We start from the raw sequence: 22,529 nt of genomic DNA, 5'->3' as shown, positions 1-22,529 counted from the left end.
CCCATGCCCCCGTCGGGAGCACCGCCGCGTCCCTCGGGTCCGCCCCCGCGCCCGGCTCCGAACGACAAGTCCCCGAACGAACCGGCTCCGGCGATGACCTCGATCGTCAAGACCGGTGGCTGGTCCACCGACGCACGCCCGGGCGCGTCGTCGGAAACCGGCGAGTGACCGGACGACCCGCGGGTGCCGTTCTGGGGTGAGCTGCTGGTCGCAGCGGTGATCATGGTCGGACTGGTGGGCATCGTCGTGCCTGTCCTACCCGGCACGGTGCTCATCGTCGGCGCGTTGTTCGTGTGGGCGCTGATCGTCGGCGGCTGGGCCTGGTCGGTGTTCGCCCTGGCCCTCCTCGTGATCGCGGTCGGTGAGGTGCTCAAGTACCTCATCGCCGGTCGGTCGCTGCGTGCGGACGCGATCCCGAATCGCACCGTCGTGGTCGGGGGCCTGGTCGGCATCGTCGGGTTCTTCGTCGTGCCGGTCATCGGTCTGCTGCTCGGGTTCATCGTCGGCGCACTGGCGTCGGAACTGGTCCGTACGCGGAGTTTCGACGGTGCTTGGCGCGGCGCGTTCTCCGCGCTCAAGGCCGCCGTCAAGACGATCGGCATCGAGTTGCTCTTCGCGCTGCTCGCGACCGGCATCTGGACCGGTGGCGCCTTCGTCTGGTGACCATGCAGGGGTCGCCGATCCGCGCCTGAACTGGCAATATGAGAGCTTGTGACCGCGGTCACCGATTGATGTGTACAGTCGTGCACCGAAGGGTAAATACCCGTCAGTAACTCCAGCCGAGGGGATTCCAGGGGAGGAGTTCGTGTGAACCTATTGAAGTGGAGCAAGCGGCCGGCCGCCGAGGTCGAGGCCCGCAAGCCGGAGGTCAACATCATCCGCGGTCTGGTGGCGCGAGCGACCACCCCGCTCCTGCCGGACGACTATCTGCACCTGATCAACCCGCTGTGGAGCGCACGTGAACTCCGCGGCAAGGTGCTCGACGTCACCAAGGAGACCGACGACACCGCGACCGTCACCATCCGGACGGGCTGGGGCTTTCCCGACTCGTACAAGCCGGGCCAGTACGTCGGCATCGGTCTGCAGATCGAGGGCAAGTGGCACTGGCGGTCGTACTCGCTGACGTCCATCGGCGCCAACGAGAACAAGACCATCGCGATCACGGTGAAGGCCAATCCCGACGGATTCCTGTCGTCTCACCTGGTCGACGGCGTCAGCCCCGGGACGATCATCCGGCTGCAGTCGCCCAAGGGCGATTTCCACCTGCCCGAACCGGTGCCGAGCAAGATCCTGTTCGTGACCGCGGGCAGCGGCATCACACCCGTGATGGCCATGCTGCGGCAGCTGAGTTCGCACGGTCAGACACCCGACATCGTGCACATCCACTCCGCGCCCACGCGGGACGACGTGATCTTCCTCGACGAGATGGAGAAGCTCGCCGAGGAGGCCGACGACTACGACCTCAACCTCCAGCTGACCAAGGAGATGGGGAAGTTCGACGTCTCGCGGATGGACGAGTGGGCCCCGGACTGGCGCGAGCGCGAATGCTGGGCCTGTGGACCGGTGGCGTTGCTCGACGCGATGGAGACCCACTACGAGGACGGCGGTCTCCGCGAACGGCTGCACGTGGAGCGGTTCGCCATCGCGCGCACCGACCACGGCGGCGAGGGCGGCACCGTGAAGTTCGCGATCTCGGACAAGGAGGCCGAGATCGACGGCGCGACAACGCTGCTCGAAGCGGGCGAGAATCTGGGAATCCAGATGGCGTTCGGGTGCCGGATGGGCATCTGTCAGACCTGCGTCGTGCCGCTCGCCGGAGGTTACGTGCGTGACCTGCGCACCGGCGAGGAGCGTCGCGAAGGAGAACGAATCCAGACATGCATCAGCGCCGTGTCTGGTGAATGCACCCTCGATCTGTAGGAGGCTTCATGGCCATCACCGACATCGATCAATACGCACATCTCACCGAGAGCGACGTCGAAACCCTCGGCGCCGAACTCGACGCCATCCGCCGGGACATCGAGGAATCGCGAGGCGAGGCCGACGCCAAGTACATCCGGCGAGCCATCACCATCCAACGGAGTCTTGCGGCCGGTGGCCGGCTCGCGCTGATGTTCAGCAACAAGAAGGTCGCCTGGGCGGCCGGTACCGCGATGCTCTCGCTGGCCAAGATCATCGAGAACATGGAACTGGGCCACAACGTGATGCACGGTCAGTGGGACTGGATGAACGATCCGGAGGTCCACTCGGCGTCATGGGAGTGGGACACCACCTGCCCGAGCGTGCAGTGGAAGCACTCGCACAACTTCGTCCATCACAAGTACACGAACGTCGTCGGGATGGACGACGACGTGGGCTACGGGATCCTCCGCGTCACCCGGGATCAGCCCTGGGAGTGGTGGAACGTCGGCAACCCGATCTACAACCTGACGCTGGGTACGTTCTTCGAATACGGTGTGGCGCTGCATCATCTGGAGACGGAGAAGCTGCGCAACAAGGAGAAGACCTACCGCCAGGCGGCCAAGGATCTCCGGGTGATCGGCACCAAGGTCGGCAAGCAGGCCGCCAAGGACTATCTGATCTACCCCGCCCTGGCCGGACCGAACTGGAAGACGACCCTCACGGCGAACTTCACGTCGAACATCGTCCGCAACTACTGGGCGTACATGGTGATCTTCTGCGGCCACTTCCCCGACGGCGCCGAGAAGTTCACGGTCGAGGAGTTCGAGAACGAGGATCAGCCGCGCTGGTACCTGCGTCAGATGTTGGGGTCGGCCAACTTCAAGGCGGGTCCGCTGATGAGGTTCATGAGCGGCAACCTCAGTCACCAGATCGAGCACCACCTGTTCCCCGATCTGCCCAGCAGTAGGTACGAGGAGATCGGTGTGCGCGTCCGCGAGCTCTGCGACAAGTACGACCTGCCGTACACGACGGGGACCCTGCTGGGTCAGTATGCGCAGTCGTTCCGGACCATCGCGAAGCTGGCGCTGCCGAACTCGCTGTTGAAGGCCACGTCCGACGACGCGCCCGAGACGGCGTCGGAGCTGCGCTTCGCGATCCGCGAGGGGATGAGCGATCACTTCGGCGTCGACCCGGAGACCGGCAAGCGCCGGGGACTGCGGACCGCGTTGCGCGAGTTGAAGAACTCGCCGGTGCGGGCGGCGCATGTGGGTCGGGCCGCGTCCGGTAGCCCGGGGCGGAACCAGAACTGACACAACAGATGTCGCGCATCGTTGCGTTTCCCGCGACGATGCGCGACATCTGCGAAAGCACGTCCGAGGATGGCGTGTCCGTGCCAGAATGACGCTCGTGCGCATCGGGATGACGATGCCCGTGATGGAGCCCGATCTCGATGCCGAGATGCTCCGTCGCTGGGCCACCACCATCGACGACGGTCCGTTCAGCTCCCTGTGCTGGGGTGAACGCATCGCGTTCGACAACCCGGAATGCCTGACCCTCCTCGGGGCGCTGGCGGCCTGGACGGATCGGGTACCGCTGGTCATGACGGTCGTCGTGCCGCAGCTGCACGATCCGGTGATGCTCGCCAAGTCGCTGGCGACCGGCGACATGCTGTCGGCCGGGCGTCTCACCGTCGCCCTGGGGGTCGGTGGGCGACACGAGGATTACCGGGCGGTCGGTGCCGACCCGGCCACGCAGACGATGCGTCAACTCGCCGACCGGGCCGCAACGATGAAACGGGTGTGGGCCGGCGAGAAGCTGACCGAGTCGGTGCTCCCGGTCGGTCCGCCGCCGCATCGGAAGGGTGGACCCGAGCTGCATGTGGGGACCACCGGACCGAAGACCATCCGCAGTGCGGTCGACTGGGCCGACGGGATCGCCGGGGTCACCCTCGATCTCGACACCCGCAAGCAGAACGAACTCTTCGACGTCGCCCGGTCGGCGTGGGCGGACGCCGGCCGGACACCGCCGCACCTCGCGACCTCGTTCTGGTTCGCGATCGGTGACGGCGACGGTCCCCGTGCGCAGGTGACCCGGCACCTCCAGCACTACATGAACTGGATCCCGCCGGAGTTCGTCGACGCGATCGCCCCCACCACCGGGTGGGCGGGCACCGAGGCCGAGCTCGCCGAGGTCCTGCGGCGCTTCGCCGACATCGGCACCCACGAGGTCCAGCTCATCCCCACGAGTACCGATCCCGATCAACTGCGCCGCGCCGCGGACGTGGTCGCGGCCTTGTCCTGACGGATCGGTGCGGGAGGGCCTAGGGTGCGAACTGCTCTCGCAGGGCCCGCTTGAGGATCTTCCCGGTCGCCCCGAGCGGGAGGGCCGTCACGATGTGCACGGTCTTCGGGACCTTGTAACCGGCCAGCCGGGTGCGGGCGAAGGTACGCAGATCGGCCTCGGTGGGTTCGTGCCCCGGGGCGGCCACGACGAACGCCGTCACCTCTTCGCCCCAGGTGTCATGCGGCAGCCCGACCACAGCGACCTGCGCGACGTCCGGGTGGTCGCCGAGAACCGCCTCGACCTCGGTGGGATAGACGTTCTCGCCGCCGGTGATGACCATGTCCTTGAGCCGGTCGGTGACGTACACGTAGCCCTCGGCGTCGACTCGGCCGATGTCGCCGGTGTGCAGCCAGGCGTCGGCGTCGATGGTCGCCGCGGTCTCGGCGTCGCGCCGGTGGTAGCCGCGGGTCGCCTGTGGTGTCCGGACGCAGATCTCGCCCTGCTCACCGGGCGGTGCCTCGGTGCCCGATGCGGTTCTGATGGACAGTTCCACCCAGGGGTACGGGCGGCCGACGGAGCGGAGCAGGTGCGCGCGCTCGGGGTCGGTGCTGTGGTCCGCGGCGTCGAGTTGGGTGACCGCGCCGTGGGTTTCGGTGAGTCCGTACACCTGGAACAGCGGGGTGCCGAAGGTGTGCAGAGTCCGCCGCAGGAGTGCGGGCGTGATCGGCGCGGACCCGTAGGCGATCGACCGCAGGGCCCCGACATCGGCCCGGTCGGCACCCGGGACGTCGACGAGCATGCCGATGACGGTCGGTACCAGGAAGACGTTCGTGATGCGTTCGCGGACAAGGGTGTCCAGGAGGGATTCAGGCGTGAAGTCGGCGATGACCACGTTGTGTGCACCGTTGGCCAGCCCCACCAGCGCCCAGCCGAGCCCGCCGATGTGGAAGAGGGGCATGGCACAGAGGCTGACCGACGAGTCGTCGAAACCCCATGGCCCGCCGGCCTGTGTGCAGGCGCCCAGGTTGGTGTTGGAGGTGAGCACGCCCTTGGCCCGGCCGGTGGTGCCCGAGGTGTAGAGCTGGAGGACCACGTCGTCGGCGTCGCCGACATGGCCCGGATCCTCCGAGGACGCCGCCGCCAGCAACTCTTCGTAGGAGAGCGGTGGCCGCGGATCGCCGAAAACGATGGGTTCGACGAGAGCGTCTGCACCGGAACGGATCTCCGTCACCGTATCGAGAAAGTCGCGGTGGCACACGATCAGACGTGCCTGTGCGTCGTCGACGACCTCGCCGAGCTCGCGGACCGAGAGCCGCCAGTTCAGGGGCACGGTGACCGCGCCGATCTTGGCGGCGGCGAGCACCGTCTCGATGATCTCCGGAGAACTCCGCCCCACCACGGCGATCCGATCACCGGCTCGGATGCCGCGGTCGCGCAACACGTTCGCCAGGCGACTGGTGCGGTCGTCGAGCTGCTCGTAGGTGAGGTGGATCCCCGCTCCGGACAACGCCGGTGCGCTACCCCGTAGGCGGGCCCGGAGCCGGGTCTGCTCGGCGAGACGGTACTCGGCCGGCGCCGTCATTCGACGACCGACAGGTCGGCGAGGTGCCGCATCACATCGGGGTACCGGCGCAGGTGTGCGCCACCGTTGATGTTGATCGTCTCCCCGGTGACCCACCGCGAGTCGTCGGAGGCGAGATAGAGGACCGCCTCGGCGATCTCGTCCGGCCGGCCGTTCCGCCCGAGCGGGGTGTTCTCGGTGAAGTCGTCCTGGATGACCGGGATCGAGGTGAGGGTGTGCACCAGCGGGGTGTCCACGAGTCCCGGCGAGATCGAGTTGACCCGGATGCCGCGGGGGGCCAGCTCGAGTGCGGCGACCTCGGCGAGCATCACCATGCCCGCCTTGGCCGCGCAGTAACCCGCGAAGCCGGCGGCCGGCTGCCGGGCGTTGAGAGAGGCGATGCCGATGAGTGATCCGCCGTCGTTCAGCGTTCGTCCCGCGTACTTGGTCACCAGGAACGCGCCGGTGAGGCACAGGTCGATGGTCGTCTGCCACTGCTGCGTGTCGAGGTCGACGATGAAACCGGGGATGTTCACCCCGGCGCAGTTCACGACGACGTCCACACCGCCGTGCTCGTCGGCGACGCCGGTGAACAGTGCCGCGACCGACGTCTCGTCGGTCACGTCGACCCACCGAGCCCGCGCGCCGCCGGCGAGCCCTCCCGCAACCGACTCGGCCGCTTCGAGATTCACGTCGGCCACGACCACCGTGGCACCGTGGGCGGCCAGGGTCCGGGCCGCGGCTTCGCCGATGCCCGAGCCGCCGCCGATGACGACGGCGATCTTGCCGTCGACACGCTTGTCCGTCATGGTCTCTCCCTCTCGACGGGTGTGGTCGGTGGTCACCGGGGCAGGTTCTCGTAGTAGGGGACGACGATCTCGTCGGTGCTGGTGACGTCGCCGAGCATCATGGTCGTGATCGGGTGGACGACGCCCGGCTCGATCTCGGCGTTGATGCACGCGGGGACACCGGCGCCGAGACCCTTCTCGACGGCGGGCGCGAGATCGTCGAGGTGCTTGACGCGCATGCCGATTCCGCCGAAGGCCTCCGCGATCTTCTCGTAGTCGCTGTCGGCCAGCTCGGACACGACCACGCCCTCGGGCCCGAAGACGGCCTCTTGTCCGTGGATCGACATACCCCAGACGGCGTTGTTGAAGACGACGGTGGTGACCGGCAGGTGGTGACGGGCCATGGTGTCGAATTCCTGCGGGTGGAAACCGGCCGCGCCGTCCCCGGTGATCAGCACGATGGGTGCGCCGGGCCGGGCCCGGGCCGCTCCGATCGCGAATCCCGGCCCGACGCCCAGGCATCCGAGGTAGCCCAGCCGCAGGACGCTCCCGGGACGGCCGACGGCGACGAAGAACTCTGCCCAGGACGGGGCCTCGGCGCCGTCGAGCACGAAGATGGTGTCCGGCGGGCAGGCCTCGACGATGGCCTTGGCCGCGAAGTAGGGGTGCATCTTGCCGGTGTCGGTGGTCGCGTCGGGGAATCCGGCGGCGTGCGCGCCCTTGGCGGCCTTCACGGTGCTCGCCCACTCGGTCCAGTCCGGCCAGTTCCGTCCGGCGGCCGCAGCGGTGAGCTGCTCCAGCGCGGCGCGGCAGTCGGCGACGATCGGCACCTCGACGTCGTAGATCCGGCCGATCTCGGCGGGGTCGATGTCGATCTGGATGATCTTGGCGCCCGGGAACATGCTGGCGCGGCCGCCGGTGAACATCCCGGCTCGCGTGCCCGCCATGACGACGACGTCGGGGGTGGGCGCCCCGAGGGCCGGGATGGTGCCCATCGACAGGAGTCCGCCACCGGCGAGCGGGTGGTCGGCCGGGATCGCACCGTCGGCCTTGCCCGGATAGAAGACGGGTACGCCGACGGTCTCGGCGAAGGCCACGAGCGCTTCCTCGGCACGGGAGAAGGTGATCCCGCCACCGATCACGATCGCGGGGTTCGATGCGGTCTGCAGCAGATCGAGGGCCAGGGTCACGGCGTCGGGGTCCGCCCCGGACCGCGTCGAGACCCGGTAGTTGGTGGGGAAGCGCACCTGGTCGTCGTCGGCCTCGCCGAACATGACGTCGATGGGCAGTTCGAGCAGGACCGGGCCCGGTACGCCGCTGGTGGCCTTGCGGATCGCGAGCGCGACGATCTCGGGGACGCGGGCGGCGTCGGTGATCCGGTAGGCCCACTTGGTGACCGGGTCGGCTGCGGCGATCTGGTCGAAACCGCCCTGCAGCGGGTTGGTCTCGGTCTCGCGCAGCGGAGGCGCCCCGACGACGAACAGCGTCGGCGAGCGGTCCAGGTAGGCATTGGCCAGCGCGGTGTAGACGTTGGTGAACCCGGGTCCCGAGGTGACCACGCAGACCCCGAAGCCGCCCGTGACGCGTGCGTAGGCGTCGGCGGCGTGGCCGGCGCTCGCCTCGTGGCGTGTATCGGTGAGCCGGATTCCCTCTCCCGCGCAAGCGATCAGGAAGGCGTCGAGGTGTCCGCCGTGGAGGGTGAAGACCTCGGTCGTGCCGGCCTGGGCGAGTGCGCGGGCAAGAAGTTGACCGCCGTTGACAGTTGCCATTGTGGGGACCTTTCGAGAGCCGTCCAACGTGTGCGGCTGAGAGTAACTGCGATCACAGTGCGACGCCAGAGTCGCATTATGCAAACACCATCGCCAGTGGCACGATGGGCGGATGGCGCGCTCCTCCCCGCAGACCGAACGCATCGTGATGCTGATGCAGCTGCTGACCGACCAGCCGACGACGGCCCGGAGTCTGGCCGACATCGCGCGGCATCTCGGGGTCTCGAAGCCCACGTGTTATCCGATGGTCATCGCGCTGACCGAAGCGGGCTGGCTGCTCCGGGACCCGGTCACCAAGGGCTATCGGCTCGGGCCCGCGGTCGTCCCGATCGGCGAGGCGGCATCGCGGGCGATGGCCCCGGTGGAGGTGGCCCGCCCGCTGATGCGCGATCTGGCTGACGACAACGACATGGCTGCAGTCGCTTTCGTGCCCTCGGGGGCCGACCTGGCCATCGGTGAGATCGTGCAACCCGTGACCGGCCGCCGCGGCACGCTCGGTCTGCGCCTGGGCGACACCTTGGAGATCGCGCCCCCGCTGGGGGCGGGGCTGGCCGCGTGGTACCCGCCCGATCGGCTCGACGAGTGGCTCCTCCTCGGGGCGGACAATGTCGGGATCGACCATGTCGAGCTGCGCGAACTCTACCGGCCGATGCTCGAGGTGATCCGCGCCCGCGGGTACGCGGTGGAGTGCGCCGACCAGCGAGAGCAGTCGTTGTCGGCGACTGTCGCGGGGTTGCGCGGTACGGGTGTGGCCGGTCAGCGTGCGGTCTCCGCGCTGCGCGAGGCGCAGCGTCGTCTGCCCACCGACGTCGTGGTCGGGGAGATCGATCCGGCCGCCGACTACCGGCCCATCTCCGTCAACGCCGTCGCCTTCGCGCCCGGCGGGGTGCCTGCAGTCATCGTCGCGGTCGTCGACGCGCGCACGACGATGCTCGGGCGCGATGTCATCGAACTCGGTGGCCGGGTGCGGACGGCCGCGGCGGCGGTCACCGAGCGGCTCGGTGGGGCTCCACCCCTCGGGTCCTAGATCATCGACCGGCGTGTCAGCCGACCGGCTGCTCCTCCACGGCCCGGCCGGGACGCAACATCACGAGTGCGAGGACCGCGGCAGCTGCGGTGAGGACGCCGGAGAACGTCAGGCACAGGTGCATGCCGTCCAGGAAGGCGTCGCCGACGGCGCCCATGACGGCGGGGGTGTCGGCGCCGAGGTCCAGGCTGCTCGCGGCGGCCAGGCCCTCGGCGTCGACCGCGCCGACCACCCGGTCGCGTACCGGTTCGTCGATGCCGGCGTCGACGAGCTTCTGCGGCAACGAGTTCACCGCCCCAGCGGTCAGGAGGGCGCCGAGCACGGCCGGACCGAGCGCGCCGCCGACCTGACGGAAGGCGTTGTTACCGGCCGCGGCCATACCCGACAGGTGGTAGGGCACGGCCGACACCGCGGTCGCGGTCATCGGCGCCATCACCAGTCCCATCCCCAGCCCGAGCACCACCAGACGCCAGGAGATGGCCGCGAACGAGGTGTCGGCGTCGATGGTCAGCAGTGCGAACTGGGCGACGGCGACCATGATCAGCCCGCCGCCGATCAGGAACCGCGCGTGGATGCGGTGCATCATCTTGCCGGCGAGCGCGCCGACCAGCATCGACGCTCCGTTCATGAGGGCCAACCGCCAACCCGCCTCGATGGTGCCGAGTTGCTGCACCAGGCCGAAGTACATGCTCAGCACGAAGATGAAGCCGATGAGCGCCAGGAACGTGATCATCGCGACCAGGGTCGTGGCGGTGAAGGCGCGACTCCGGAAGAGATCGAGGTCGAGCATCGGACTCGCCGAACGCTTCTCGGTGATGACGAACACGACCGCGGCGATCACGGCGATCAGCAACGCGACGATGACCCGGGCGTCGCCGAAGCCGTAGACACCGGCCTCGATGACGCCGAACACGAGCGCGGTGACCGCGACCGCGGCGGAGATCTGACCGGGCCAGTCCAGGCGGCGGGCATGGGGCGCACGGGATTCCGGCAGGGTCACCACCGCCACCGCGAGTGCGATCAGCGCCACCGGGATCGGCAGCAGGTAGATCCAGCGCCAGCCCGCCGACTCGGCGACGGGGCCCGCCACCAACGGCCCGACCGTGAGCGAGAGCATCAGCGCCGAGGCCCAGATACCGATGAACTTGCCGCGTTCGCGGACGTCGGGGACGGCGTGACTGATGAGCGCCAGGGTCGTGGGGAGCAGCGCGGCTGCACCCGTGCCGGCGAGCGCCTGGCCGATCCACACCATGCTGATCGACTGCGCGGACAAGGCCACCAGTGCGCCCAGCGCGGTGAGGCACAGTCCGACCAGGTAGACCTTGCGCCGGCCGTGTACGTCGCCGAAGACCCCCGCGGTGAGGATGAAAGCGGCCATCGGTAGGACGAAAGCGTCCTGGACCCAGGACAACTGAGCGGTCGACGCGCCGAATGCGGTGCCGATCGCCGGCAGGGTCACGGCGACGCTCGTGATGGGCAGGTAGGCGACGAAGACGCCGAGGCAGGCCATGACGATGGTCGCCGTGCGGCGTTCCGGAGGTGCCGATACACCGGTGGTGACGGGGGAGGTGGTCGCGGTCACGCGCTCGCTTTCGGTCTGGAGGAAAGGGGGGCGCCTCGACGGCGCAGGTATCCATTGTCGGGACCCGCATCGCGAAATCGCGTACGAATTCGGCGAGGCGGTACGAATCCGTTGACCCGCGAGACATCGCGGTATTCTTCCTCCATCATGGACGACATCGACGGTACGATCCTCCGCGCACTCCAGGTGTCGCCGCGGGCGACGTTCCGCCAGCTGGGCGAGGTGGCCGGGATCTCGGAGCAGACCGCGGCGCGGCGGTACCAGTCGCTGCGGCGGGCCGGCGTGATGAAGGTCGTCGGCATCATCAAACCCTCGGTACGAGGCCAGTCGGAATGGGTGGCGCGCGTTCGATGCCGGCCGGATCGGATGGAGCCGCTCGCGTCCTCGCTCGCCCGCCGCCGCGAAGTCGCCTTCGCCTATGTCGCGTCCGGTGGTGCGGAGATCATCTGCCTCATCCGGGCGCCACTCGGCGTGGCGGGCGAGGAAGCGATCGCGAAGACGTTCCCGGCGCGCGCCTCGGTGACCGACGTCAGCATCGACCTCATCCTGCACGCCTTCGACCCCGGTCACCCGGCGTCGAGATGGACGGGGTTCGGCGGCCACCTCTCCGGCCGTGACCGCGACCTGCTCTCCGCCGCGGCCGGGGCGGGCGACGACACGCCGGAGGAACCGGAGCAGGACGACACGGCGGGCGACGGGCGCCTGACCGGCGACGACGCGATGCTGATCGATGCCCTGGTCCAGGACGGTCGCCGGGCGCACCGCGAACTCGCCCGGATCTGTGGCTGGACGGTCGGACGAGTACGCCGTCGGCTCCGCGCGCTCGAACGCGCGGGAGCCCTGTTCTACGACGTCGAGATCCTGCCCGACCGGCTCGGTTTCGACCTGAGCGCCACCCTCTGGCTGACGGTCACGCCGTCGGCGCTCGACCTGGTCGGAACCGAACTGGCAGCCCACGACGAAGTCGCGTTCGCGGCGGCGATCAGCGGCGAGCAGAACCTCATGGTGTCGGTGATCTGCCGGGACACTGCTCATTTCTACGACTATCTGCGTAGCCGGGTCGCCGTGATCGAGGGTGTCACCGGGTACTCGGTCAGCATCCGGATGCGCCGCCTCAAGCAGAACGCCTCGCTTGTGGTGCAGGGACGGCTGATTCAGCCGGTGTGATGCCCGACGCGGGGTAGCGTCCACGTGTGACCTCGCCTCAACCCGCCGATCGGGGCCTGGTGCGATTGTGCGTGCTGGCCGTCGTGGCGGGGCTCGTGACCGGTGTGCTGGGCGGCGCCTTCCGCTGGTGTCTCGGCCACCTGGACCGCTGGCGCGTCGAGATGCTCGACTGGTCGGCGGGATTGGGGGTGCCCGGGTGGCTCGTCCCCATCGCGGTCACCGCGGCCGGCGCCGCGGTCGGCGCTCTCGCCGTCCGGTTGGTCCCGACTGCGGCGGGGAGCGGAATCCAGCATGTCGAGGCGGTCGAGCGCGGTGAGGCGTCCCCGGCCCCGCTGCGGCTCATCCCGGCGAAGTTCATCGGTGCCCTCGCCTCGATCGGTTCGGGCCTCGTGCTCGGGCGAGAAGGGCCGACGGTGCACATGGGTGCCGTCGTCGGTGCCGAGGCCGGCAGGCGCGGAGGGCTCGCCGACGCCGACGTCCGGGTGCTGCAGACATCGCTGAGCGGTGCGGGACTGGCGGTGGCGTTCACCGCTCCGATCGGTGGTGCCCTGTTCGCGCTCGAGGAGGTCGGCCGTTCGGTCCGGTTGCGCCTCGTGGTGCCGACGGTGTTCGCCGTGGTGGCCGCAGTCGCCGCCGGCAGGCTGATCCTGGGCGACCGCCCGGAGTTCGACGTGCCCTCGCTCGACGTGCCGTCGGTGACGGTGCTGCCCGTCTTCGTGGTGTTCGGTCTCGTCTCCGGACTCATCGGGATCGCCTACAGCCGAATGGTTCTCGGCACACTCGGCTGGGTCGGTCGATTCTCGCGGGTGCCGCCGATCGGTCGCGCTGCCCTGATCGGTGCGGCGATCGGCGCGCTTCTCGCACTCGACGCGCGCACCGCGGGCGGCGGGGATGGCCTCACCCAGGCGGTCGTCGACGGGGGTGTCGTACTCCCCGCACTCGTCGCGCTCTTCCTCGTCCGGTTCGTCGCGGGTCCCCTCTCCTATGCCGCGGGCACACCCGGTGGCCTGTTCGCTCCGCTGCTCGCACTGGGCGCGCTGTGGGGTGCGGCCTTCGCCGAGCTCGCCGACCTCGTTGTCCAGCAACCGGACCCGGCTGGTTCGGGTTTCCGGGGCGCGATGGTCCTGGCCGGGATGGCGGCGTTGTTCGGCGCGGTCGTCCGGGCACCGCTCACCGGGATGGTGGTGGTGATGGAGATGACCGCGACGACCACTGTCGCCCTCCCCATGTTGACCGCGACGGCCGCCGCGGTGCTCGTCGCGAACCTGTCCGGATTGCCGCCGGTGTATGACTCGCTCCGCGAGCGGATGTTGGCGAAACCGGCTCGCCGGCAGGAGCCTCCCCCTGCTCCCTGAGGTGTGAGGAGCGTAAGCGACGAGCCTCGAAGGGCCCGCGACCTTCGCTCGAGAGATCTTCCAAGGCGCTCGACGGTGTCAGAAGCGCTGGTGGTATCTGGTGGAGGAGGCACCGAGACAGCGCTTCTCAGCGACCGCTGCAGTTCACCGCTGTGAACCCAAGAAACGCACAGTCAACGAAATACGCTGCACAGTGAACGAAGTACGTTGCACAGTCAACGCAATACGCTGCACAGTCAACGATTGGCGTGGGTCCGTGAGTCCAGCGGCACGATGAGCGGTCCGCCCGTGACTGGATCGGTCATTACGTGTGCGCGCAGGCCGAAGGCCGCATCGAGGGTCTCGGCGTCGATGACCTCGGTGGGCGAACCGGTGGTGACGATCGCGCCGTTGCGCATGACGAAGAGCGAATCACTGTAGCGAGCAGCCAGATTCAGGTCGTGCAGCACCATGACGACGGTCTTGCCGTGCTCGTCGCGGAGCCGGCGGACCAGGTCGAGGACGTCGATGGAGTGTGCGAGGTCGAGGTAGGTGGTCGGCTCGTCGAGCAGGATGAGGTCGGTGTCCTGGGCGAGGGTCAGCGCGATCCAGACCCGTTGTCGCTGTCCGCCCGACAGGGCGTCGAGGGTGCGGTCGGCGAGGTCGAGGGTGTCGGTCATCTCCATCGCCTGGGCGACCGCCGCCTCGTCGGCCGCGCTGGCCTGGGCGAACCACCGCTGGTGCGGATGACGTCCGCGCCCGACCAGGTCGGCGACGGTGAGTCCCTCGGGCGCAATGGGATTCTGCGGCAGGATCGCCAGGGTGCGCGCGACCTGTTTGGGCCGTACCGACGAGATGTCGTCGCCGTCGAGGTACACCGCGCCGGCCCGCGGCGGCAGCAGACGGGCGAGACACCGCAGCAGCGTCGACTTGCCGCATCCGTTCGAGCCGATGATCGTGGTGACCTGCCCGTCGGGGATGTCGATGTCCAGGCCGTCGATGACGATCCGGTCGTCGTAGCCGACGGTGAGTCCGACGCCGCGCAATCGAGCGGTGGCGGACGCGGTTTCGAGGGAGGACGCGGTCATACGCTCGCCTTTCGGGACATGACGACCATCAGGTAGATCAGGAACGGGCCGCCGATCGCGGCGGTGACGATACCGACCGGCAGACCGCCCGGCAGCACCGTGCGGCAGAGCAGGTCGCCGCCCAGGACCAGCGCCGAGCCGATGACACCCGACACCAGCGGTGTGGGCACCGCGGTACCGGCCAGCCGCAGGGCGATCTGCGGGGCGAGCAGTGCGACGAAGGCGATCGGGCCCGCCGCGGACACACTCAGCGCACTGACCAGGACCGCCGTCAGCAGCAGTGTCGTGGACACCGCGCCGGTGCGGACCCCGAGTCCGCGGGCGAGATCGGGTCCGAGGCTGAGCATCCCGATCTGGCGGGCCAGGACGATCACCACGACGATGCTCGCGCAGACACCGGTCACGACCGGCCACACATTGGACCAGCCGACGTTCGCCACCGATCCGACGATCCACACCTGCGCGCGCCCGACGTCCCGGATGTCGGCGCGGGACAGCAGGAACTGGGTCAGCGCCTGCAGCAACCACGTCATCCCGACGCCGATCAGCACGAGCCGGAACGGGTTGATACCGCTGTTGGCCTTGCGTCCCGGCCAGGCCAGGACGTACATGGCCACGGCCGTCAGCACACCGCCGAGCATCGCGGCTGCGGGGACGCCGAGATCGCCGAGCCACGCGCCCCAGCTGGTGGTCGAGAACGCGATCGCGGTCACCGCCGCCACGCTCGCGCCGGCCGTGATGCCGAGCATGTCCGGTGTGGCCAGCGGGTTCTGGGCGATCAGCTGGGTCAGGGAACCGGCAAGGCCCAGACCGAATCCCACCAGTAGCGCGACCAGCGCGCGGGGTAGGGCGACGTCGAAGACGACGACGTTCTCGACCCGGGTGCCGCCGCCGAGCAGGATGCGCGCGACGTCGATCGGGGTCAGCGGGAAGTCACTCACCCCGACGCTCGTGAGGAACAGGATGACGGTGATGATCGTGGACACCAATGCCACGGCGAGCATGCGCGGACGTACGACCATCGACATCGGCTCGATGGCGATCCGGTAGCCGCCGGGGTGAGGTGCGATCCGGGTCTTGGCCCTGATCCCGCTCTTCTCGGCGATGCCGGTCGGTGCGGTCTTGATGGAGGTCGGCGGGTTCACACGGTCCCCAATCTCTGTCGGCGGACCATGACGATGAGGAACGGTGCCCCGACCAGTGCCAGCATCACGCCGACCTGGACTTCGCCGGGGCGGGCGACGACGCGGCCGAGGATGTCGCACCCGACGAGGAGAATGCCGCCGAGCAGGGCCGAGTACGGGATGATCCACCGGTAGTCGGCCCCCACGATCGCGCGCGCGATGTGCGGGACGACCAGACCGAGGAACACGATCGGACCGCAGGCCGCGGTGGCGGCGCCGATCAGCAGGGTGATCGTCAGCACGCCGAGCGCACGGATCAGCACGACCCGGGAACCGAGCGCCTTGGTCATGTCGTCGCCCAGGCTCAGGACGTTGAGGAAGAATCCGCTCGCCAGCGCGAGGACGAGTCCGACGCCGATGAACGGCAGGCTGGCCCAGAACACGTCGATGCCCCGGCCCGCCGTGGACCCGACACTCCAGAAGCGCCACTGGTCCAACGAATTGGTGTCCACGAGCACGATCGCGGACGTGATGGCGGTCAGCATCGCCGTCAGGCCGGTGCCCGCGAGCACCAGGGTCAGCGGACTCGAGCCACTCAGCGACGACAAGCCGAACACCACGGTCGACGCGATGATCGCCCCTACGAGGCCGAAGAACATGAACGCGATCGGACTGGTGATCCCCAGCAGGTAGATGCCGCCCACGACAGCGCATGCCGCTCCGGCATTGACCCCCAGCATTCCGGGGTCGGCGATGGGGTTGCGGGTGTGACCCTGCGTGATGGCGCCGGCCGCGCCGATCGCGAGTCCGGCGGTCAGGCCGAGCAGCGTACGCGGCACCCGCAGATCCCAGACGATACCGTCGACGTCGGTGTCCTTGGGCACCTGCGGCATCCGCAGGTTGATCAGTGCGTTCCAGATCTCCTGGGCACCGGCGGTGAAACTCGGCCAGATCTCGTCGAGCGGGACCGGGCGGGTGCCGAAGAGCACGGACGCGACGACCAGCGCTGCAAGGGTCGCGAGCAGCAGCGGGATTCCGAGAACTCGGACGGATCGGCGCACAAAGGTAAACCTTACCAACCTTGCGCGGGATGCTTCCGCACCATGTGCCGAGCACGCGGGCCGGGTGTCGTTCGGATAACGAAATGCCGACGAATGCTGAGGGAAAGCTGTGCGCGCGGTAACACTTCGCTCAGGCTGGGTCGATAGTCCGGGTGTCGGTGAGCGTCTCGGACCGACAGCAGCAGACCGGTCGCCGGTGGGACGGGTGAACCGTCCCACGACGGCGACGTCGGGAAACACAACAGTGTCGCCTACGCACGAGGAGGATCGATGAAATCGCTGAAACGAGCTCTCACAGGGGTTCTGGTCGCCGCAGGAATCGCAGGTGGGTCGCTGGTCGGCGCCGCGCCAGCACATGCCGCCGTCCCCAACCTCCAGATGACGGGCGGGGTCTACTGCCAGTTCGGCGCCCCGGGCACGCCCTGGAACCAGGCGTGGAGCATGACCCGGTTCATGAGGGTGACTGCACGTGACGGCGAATTCCGCAACGTCACGCTGCAGGAGATCAACGGCGCGACCAAGTTCAAGTCGCAGCTGAAGAAGAACGAGTCGCTCACGATCAAGACCGTCTGGTTCGGTTGCTTCCCGTCATCGATCGCCGGGTACGCGATCTCCGACTACGCCGAGAACCTGACCGACAACGCCGGTTTCTGGTGGAACGTGCGGCGCGTCGACAACCCGTTGGACCGGCTCGGCACGGGCTCCTCGGCGTCCGCGTCGACGGTCCTGACCGGTGGCGGCACCGACGTCGCAGGCGTTCCCGCGATCCCCGGGCGATGACCTGATCCGACCGAACGTCCACGACAACTGAACATTTCGCGCCGGGCGGCGTGCGGGGAGGACGCCCCCGCACCCGCCGGGCGCATGCGAAAGAGCGGCGACCGAGAGATCTCGGCCGCCGCTCTTGTGGCTTCGACAGGCTCAGCCGGCGGAAGGGGTGGGCTCAGCCGGCGGGGAAAGGGGGTGGGTCACGCGGACGGGCGCGACACCTTGTCGGGTTCCGAAGCGGCGAGCATGTCCTCGCGTTCGACGACCTTGACTCGTTCGCGGCCCTCGGCGGCGCCGAGCGCGCGCTCGTGCTCGTCGAGCCGGTACCAGCCGTCCCAGGTGGTGAACGGGATGCTCTTGGACTCGAGGAGTTCGACGATGGCGTCCTCGCCGGGGTGGCTCGGCTCGAGCAGCGCGCCGGCCTCCATGTCCTTCAGGATGCAGTCGACGGTCTCGTTGGCATCACCCTTGGTGTGGCCGATGAGGCCGACCGGGCCGCGCTTGACCCAGCCGGTGGTGTAGATGCCGGTGAGCTGCTGACCCTCGTCGAAGACGCGTCCGGCCTCGTTCGGGATGACCCCGGCCTGCGAGTCGAACGGAATCTGCGGCAGGTTGTCCGAGAGGTAACCGACCGCGCGGTAGACCGCGCCGACCTCCCAGTCGGTGGTCTTGCCGGTGGGCTTGACGTTGCCGGTGCCGTCGAGCTGGGTGCGCTCGGTGCGCAAACCGACGACCTTGCCGTCCTCGCCGAGGATCTCGGTGGGGCTCTCGAAGAAGTGCAGGAACAGCTTGTGGATCGCGCCCTGCTTGGGTTCGCGGATCGCGTAGTTCTCGATGATCGTGGCGACCTGGTCGGTGATCTTCGACCCGCGGCGCGCGACGGCCGAACCCTCGTCGTAGTCGATGTCCTCGGGGTTGACGACGACCTCGATGTTGGGGGAGTGGTCGAGTTCCTTCAGCTCGAGCGGGGTGAACTTCGCCTGCGCCGGGCCACGACGGCCGAACACGTGGACCTCGACGGCCTTGTTGGCCTTGAGTCCCTCGTAGACGTTGGCCGGGATCTCGGTCGGCAGCAGTTCGTCGCCGGTCTTGGCGAGCACGCGCGCGACGTCGAGGGCGACGTTGCCCACACCGATGACCGCGACCTTCTCGGCCTCGAGCGGCCACGTGCGCGGGAAGTCGGGATGGCCGTCGTACCAGGCGACGAACTGGGCGGCGCCGTAGCTGCCGTCGAGGTCGACGCCGGGGATGTCGAGAACGCGGTCGTCGGTGGCGCCGGTGGAGAAGATCACCGCGTCGTAGTGGGCGCGCAGCTCGTCGATCGTGATGTCGGTGCCGTAGTCGACGTTGCCGAGCAGGCGCACCTGTGGTTTGTCGAGCACCTTGTGCAGCGCGGTGATGATGCCCTTGATCCGCGGGTGGTCGGGTGCGACGCCGTAGCGGATCAGACCGAACGGAGCGGGCATGCGCTCATACAGATCGATGCTGACCCCGCGATCCTTGGCGGTGTCGGACTTCATCAACGCGTCGGCGGCGTAGATCCCGGCGGGACCGGCACCGACGATCGCAACCCGCAAGGGGCGGCTGTTGTCGCTCATGGAGTAGGTGTCTTCCGTTGCTCAGCACGCGCGGACCAGCAATCCTGGTGACCCCCGGGTCAGCGCGTATGGATAAGGCCTATCCCTTCTACGGTAGGCGCTTGCTGTCCACGACCAAAATCCGTCTGTGAGGTAACCCTCACCTGAGGGTGGTCGGCAGTCGGGGCCGCGGGCCCGCTCAGGCCTTGCCCGCGGCGGCCGCGATCGGTTCGACGGCCTGATCGGCGACCCACGGGATCGTCAGGACGGTCGGTACCGACATCCCGCTGCCGACCTCCTGGGGCAGATAGACGACGCGGCCCGACTGCGCCACGGCCAGGCGGTTGAACGCGGCGTTCGACTTCAGCCGGTCGTTGGAGCCCTCCCAGTCGACGGCGACGACGACGTCGGCCGTGTCGAGGAGGTTCAGGCTCTCGGCCGGCAGTTCACCGTAGAAGCCGCTGGTGATCGACGGCTGCAACGCCGGCGGGAACGTGAGCCCGTACCCGGCGACGGTCTGCCCGCGGCCGTCGCCGGGGCCGTAGATCGACACGCCACCTGTCGGGCTGGCCGTCACGACGACGGCGGTCTTGCCGGCCAGCTGCGGGTTCTGCTCGCGAACGCGGGCGAGGAACTGTTCGGTCTCGGTCACCTTGCGGTCGGCCAGCTCGGGCAGCCCGACGGCGGTGCCGATCTGGCGCGTCTGCGCGTCCCACGGCACCTGCAAGGGCTGGAACCGGGCGGGCCGCAGGATCGTCGGCGCGGTCTTGCTCAGCAGGTCGAACTGATCGCGGGTGGGATCGGCACCGACCGCCGTGATGAGGTCGGGTTCGGTGGCCAGGGTCTTCGGGATCTCGTCGCCGAACGCACCCGACGAATTGGGGAGGACCACCGGCGTCGAGTCCGCGAGCAGCTCGGCATTCCACGGCGCGGCCGCCTGGTCGGGGTCGGCGAACGGCGCGATCGTGGTGGGGGTGATCCCCAGTGCGAGCAGGGTGTCACCGTCGCCCACGCCCATCGCCGCGATGCGCTTCGGCGCCTGCGAGACCGTTGCCGGGGCATAGGCCTGCTGCACGGTCACCGGGATCGCGCCGGCCTCGGGCGCGGGCGCCTGTGCCATGCCGGAGTCGACGGTCTCGTCCGGTGGCGAACACGAGGTCGCCACGAGAGCGGCCGCGAGCAGCCCCACGAGAAGGGTGAGTGCGCGGTGGGTGGAAGAGCGCATCCGGGGGTCCTCGCTGGTCGTTGCGTTCGGCGTCGTTGTTCTCCGGGGAACTTAGGGCCACCTTACTCACGACGGTCCGACTGTCGACGACGCGCGGGTCCTCTCGCCGGCCCAGCACGACCGACGACGCCGGTCTCCGCCGGTGCCGGGACGCTCGATAGACTGCCCGCCATGGCCGAAGCTGCAGGTGAGGGTGACCAGAGGCCCCCGTCGTGGAAGAACGCGTGGCCGTTCTTCGTCGCGGCGGGCGTCGTGGGCCTCGTCGTGCTCGGCGTCGTGCTGTCGAACGTGACCCGTCCCGCCGAGGACCGGGCGGGCGACTCGGCCCAGGTCCAGTACGCGATCAACGACGTCTACACCGCACGCAACGGGCCGAACTTCGCCGAGTACCGGGCGAACACCTGCGCGGCCGACGTCGAGGCAGCCGGCTTCGTCTCCGAGGAGCAGTTCCTGGCCGACAACCGGCAGTCACTGGTCGCGAACGGGCACATCGAGATCCCGGAGATCACCGAGCTCGTCGTCGACGGTGACCGGGCGACCGCGAAGGTTCATTGGCACTATGACAAGACCCCCGACGACGTGAACGTCGTCGACACGATCGTGGTGCGCGAGAACGGCGAATGGAAGGTGTGTTCCTCATGACCTATGCCGGCGATCTGACCCCCCGTGAGGCGTGGGAGAAGCTCGAGAACAACCCGGACGCGGTGCTCGTGGACTGTCGGACGCAAGCCGAATGGTCGTTCGTCGGCGTGCCCGACCTGGAGGTCCTGGGTAAGCGCACCATCTTCGCCGAGTGGACGACCTTCCCCGAGGGTCGTCGTAACGACGACTTCATCGCACAGTTGCGCGATTCGGGCGTCTCCGACGACCAGGAGGTCATCTTCATCTGCCGCTCCGGGCACCGGTCGATCGGCGCTGCGCAAGCCGCGACCGCTGACGGTGTCGCCAAGGCCTACAACATCGTCGACGGATTCGAGGGTGCCCTCGACGAGAACGACCATCGCGGGGCGTCGGGCTGGCGTGCCGAGAACCTGCCGTGGAGGCAATCGTGAGTTCTGATCTGCCCGTCAGTCGTGAACTGCCCGACGGGCTCTCTGCTGACACCATCGCGGTGCGGGGCGGCCTGGCCCGCTCGGGGTTCAACGAGACCGCCGAGGCGCTGTACCTCACGAGCGGCTACGTCTACGACTCCGCGGAGGCCGCCGAGCGCGCCTTCACCGGGGAGGACGAGCGATTCGTCTACTCGCGCTACGGCAACCCGACCGTCGAGATGTTCCAGGAACGACTGCGCCGGCTCGAAGGTGCCGAGGCGTGCTTCGCCACGGCCAGCGGGATGGCCGCGGTGTTCGTCGCGCTCGGTGCGCTGCTGAAGGCCGGCGATCGCCTGGTTGCCGCCCGCAGCCTGTTCGGCTCCTGCTTCGTGGTGTGTAACGAGATCCTGCCGCGGTGGGGGATCGAGACCGAGTTCGTCGACGGCGAGGACCTCGAACAGTGGGAGCGGGCACTGTCCAAGCCCACCGACGCGGTGTTCTTCGAGACCCCGTCGAATCCGATGCAGAGCCTCGTCGACGTCGTGAAGGTGTCGGAACTGGCGCATGCGGCGGGCGCGCAGGTGGTGCTGGACAATGTCTTCGCGACCCCGCTCCTGCAGCGCGGTCTCGAACTCGGTGCCGACGTCATCGTGTACTCGGGGACCAAGCACATCGACGGCCAGGGACGTGTGATGGGCGGCGCGGTACTCGGGACCAAGGAGTACGTGGACGGGCCGGTGCAGCAACTCATGCGGCACACCGGACCCGCGCTGAGCCCGTTCAACGCCTGGACGCTGGTGAAGGGCCTGGAGACGATGCGCCTGCGGGTGGATGCCTCGGTGTCCTCCGCGCTCCGCATCGCCGAGTTCCTCGAAGCCGACCCGCGTGTGCGATGGGTCAAATACCCGTTCCTGCAGTCGCATCCGCAGTACGAGCTCGCGAAGGCGCAGATGTCCGGCGGTGGCACCGTGGTGACCTTCGAACTCAACGACCACGACGGCATCGACGGCAAGAAACGCGCTTTCGAGGTGCTCAACGGCCTGCAGATCGTCGACATCTCCAACAATCTCGGTGACTCGAAGTCGCTGATCACCCATCCGGCGACCACCACGCACCGTGCGATGGGGCCCGACGGGCGCGCGGCCATCGGTCTCAGCGACTCGGTGGTGCGGTTGTCGGTCGGTCTCGAAGGGGTCGACGACCTGCTCGGGGATCTGGACCGGGCACTGGGCTGAGAGGTCC

20 protein-coding genes are annotated in these 22,529 nt (G+C 68.7%); 11 read left to right on the top strand and 9 right to left on the bottom strand.

The features are described from left to right. Positions 1-183: 183 nt before the first annotated feature. The 4 genes from CA982_RS20340 (at position 184) to CA982_RS20325 (ending at position 4,203) form a co-directional block, all read left to right on the top strand. Entirely contained in the window at positions 184-663 is a 480-nt protein-coding gene (locus tag CA982_RS20340) for a DUF456 domain-containing protein (RefSeq protein WP_086537048.1), read from the top strand. A 144-nt stretch (positions 664-807) separates the two neighbouring features. After that, positions 808-1,920 (top strand): ferredoxin reductase, encoded by a 1,113-nt coding sequence (locus CA982_RS20335; RefSeq protein ID WP_086537047.1) that lies wholly within the window; start codon positions 808-810, stop codon positions 1,918-1,920. An 8-nt stretch (positions 1,921-1,928) separates the two neighbouring features. Continuing rightward, the gene (locus tag CA982_RS20330) at positions 1,929-3,212 is read left to right on the top strand and encodes a fatty acid desaturase family protein (RefSeq protein WP_086537046.1); all 1,284 of its coding nucleotides are present in this window, start codon (positions 1,929-1,931) and stop codon (positions 3,210-3,212) included. 88 nt (positions 3,213-3,300) lie between these two features. After that, the gene (locus tag CA982_RS20325) at positions 3,301-4,203 is read left to right on the top strand and encodes an LLM class flavin-dependent oxidoreductase (RefSeq protein ID WP_208618037.1); all 903 of its coding nucleotides are present in this window, start codon (positions 3,301-3,303) and stop codon (positions 4,201-4,203) included. A gap of 19 nt (positions 4,204-4,222) precedes the next feature. Here the strand turns inward: CA982_RS20325 and CA982_RS20320 are convergent, their stop codons facing one another. Genes CA982_RS20320 through CA982_RS20310 form a run of 3 tightly spaced genes read right to left on the bottom strand, consistent with a single transcriptional unit; the run spans position 4,223 to position 8,303 of the window. Further along, positions 4,223-5,767 (bottom strand): long-chain-fatty-acid--CoA ligase, encoded by a 1,545-nt coding sequence (locus CA982_RS20320; RefSeq protein WP_086537045.1) that lies wholly within the window; start codon positions 5,765-5,767, stop codon positions 4,223-4,225. Next, on the bottom strand, positions 5,764-6,555 hold the full coding sequence (locus CA982_RS20315) for an SDR family NAD(P)-dependent oxidoreductase (RefSeq protein ID WP_208618036.1): 792 nt from the start codon (positions 6,553-6,555) through the stop codon (positions 5,764-5,766). The genes CA982_RS20320 and CA982_RS20315 overlap by 4 nt, the downstream gene beginning before the upstream one ends. 32 nt (positions 6,556-6,587) lie before the next feature. Beyond that, positions 6,588-8,303 (bottom strand): thiamine pyrophosphate-binding protein, encoded by a 1,716-nt coding sequence (locus CA982_RS20310; protein ID WP_086537043.1) that lies wholly within the window; start codon positions 8,301-8,303, stop codon positions 6,588-6,590. Positions 8,304-8,415: 112 nt separating this feature from the next. Here CA982_RS20310 and CA982_RS20305 point away from each other — a divergent pair, with 112 nt between their 5' ends. After that, positions 8,416-9,330, top strand: coding sequence for a helix-turn-helix domain-containing protein (locus tag CA982_RS20305; RefSeq protein ID WP_086537042.1), 915 nt, complete (start codon positions 8,416-8,418; stop codon positions 9,328-9,330). Between the two features lie 16 nt (positions 9,331-9,346). On the opposite strand, the gene CA982_RS20300 is transcribed toward CA982_RS20305, so the two are convergent. After that, positions 9,347-10,912, bottom strand: coding sequence for an MFS transporter (locus CA982_RS20300; RefSeq protein WP_086537041.1), 1,566 nt, complete (start codon positions 10,910-10,912; stop codon positions 9,347-9,349). A 147-nt stretch (positions 10,913-11,059) separates the two neighbouring features. On the opposite strand from CA982_RS20300, the gene CA982_RS20295 reads away from it, so the two are divergent. Together CA982_RS20295 and CA982_RS20290 are read left to right on the top strand one after the other, a co-directional pair. Then, entirely contained in the window at positions 11,060-12,079 is a 1,020-nt protein-coding gene (locus CA982_RS20295) for an Lrp/AsnC family transcriptional regulator (protein ID WP_086537040.1), read from the top strand. 26 nt (positions 12,080-12,105) lie between these two features. Further along, positions 12,106-13,434, top strand: coding sequence for a ClC family H(+)/Cl(-) exchange transporter (locus tag CA982_RS20290; RefSeq protein ID WP_086537039.1), 1,329 nt, complete (start codon positions 12,106-12,108; stop codon positions 13,432-13,434). Positions 13,435-13,670: 236 nt separating this feature from the next. Here the strand turns inward: CA982_RS20290 and CA982_RS20285 are convergent, their stop codons facing one another. Genes CA982_RS20285 through CA982_RS20275 form a run of 3 tightly spaced genes read right to left on the bottom strand, consistent with a single transcriptional unit; the run spans position 13,671 to position 16,686 of the window. Next, the gene (locus CA982_RS20285; protein ID WP_086537038.1) at positions 13,671-14,501 is read right to left on the bottom strand and encodes an ABC transporter ATP-binding protein; all 831 of its coding nucleotides are present in this window, start codon (positions 14,499-14,501) and stop codon (positions 13,671-13,673) included. After that, positions 14,498-15,646: a FecCD family ABC transporter permease gene (locus CA982_RS20280; RefSeq protein WP_086537037.1), complete on the bottom strand. Its 1,149-nt coding sequence runs from the start codon at positions 15,644-15,646 to the stop codon at positions 14,498-14,500. Before CA982_RS20280 ends, CA982_RS20285 begins: the two co-directional genes overlap by 4 nt. Beyond that, on the bottom strand, positions 15,643-16,686 hold the full coding sequence (locus CA982_RS20275; protein ID WP_086537036.1) for a FecCD family ABC transporter permease: 1,044 nt from the start codon (positions 16,684-16,686) through the stop codon (positions 15,643-15,645). The genes CA982_RS20280 and CA982_RS20275 overlap by 4 nt, the downstream gene beginning before the upstream one ends. A gap of 270 nt (positions 16,687-16,956) precedes the next feature. On the opposite strand from CA982_RS20275, the gene CA982_RS20270 reads away from it, so the two are divergent. Beyond that, positions 16,957-17,466, top strand: coding sequence for a hypothetical protein (locus CA982_RS20270; protein WP_086537035.1), 510 nt, complete (start codon positions 16,957-16,959; stop codon positions 17,464-17,466). Positions 17,467-17,654: 188 nt separating this feature from the next. Here the strand turns inward: CA982_RS20270 and CA982_RS20265 are convergent, their stop codons facing one another. After that, entirely contained in the window at positions 17,655-19,052 is a 1,398-nt protein-coding gene (locus tag CA982_RS20265) for an FAD-dependent oxidoreductase (protein ID WP_086537034.1), read from the bottom strand. Between the two features lie 178 nt (positions 19,053-19,230). Beyond that, positions 19,231-20,256 carry an ABC transporter substrate-binding protein gene (locus tag CA982_RS20260; RefSeq protein ID WP_086537033.1) on the bottom strand — a complete coding sequence of 342 codons (1,026 nt, stop codon included), beginning with the start codon at positions 20,254-20,256 and terminating at the stop codon, positions 19,231-19,233. A gap of 171 nt (positions 20,257-20,427) precedes the next feature. Between CA982_RS20260 and CA982_RS20255 the strand changes: the two genes are divergently transcribed. From CA982_RS20255 to CA982_RS20245, 3 genes are read left to right on the top strand one after another with little or no spacing between them, the layout of a single operon-like run. Further along, on the top strand, positions 20,428-20,898 hold the full coding sequence (locus CA982_RS20255; RefSeq protein ID WP_086537032.1) for an Rv0361 family membrane protein: 471 nt from the start codon (positions 20,428-20,430) through the stop codon (positions 20,896-20,898). Next, positions 20,895-21,308 carry a rhodanese-like domain-containing protein gene (locus tag CA982_RS20250; RefSeq protein WP_086537061.1) on the top strand — a complete coding sequence of 138 codons (414 nt, stop codon included), beginning with the start codon at positions 20,895-20,897 and terminating at the stop codon, positions 21,306-21,308. The genes CA982_RS20255 and CA982_RS20250 overlap by 4 nt, the downstream gene beginning before the upstream one ends. Continuing rightward, entirely contained in the window at positions 21,305-22,522 is a 1,218-nt protein-coding gene (locus CA982_RS20245) for an O-succinylhomoserine sulfhydrylase (RefSeq protein ID WP_086537031.1), read from the top strand. The genes CA982_RS20250 and CA982_RS20245 overlap by 4 nt, the downstream gene beginning before the upstream one ends. Positions 22,523-22,529 lie beyond the last annotated feature (7 nt).

Source organism: Gordonia lacunae, assembly GCF_002149015.1.
Taxonomy (GTDB): Bacteria; Actinomycetota; Actinomycetes; order Mycobacteriales; family Mycobacteriaceae; genus Gordonia; species Gordonia lacunae.
The sequence above is the reverse complement of the archived record's forward strand: the minus strand, read 5'-3'. Positions and strand labels throughout refer to the sequence as shown.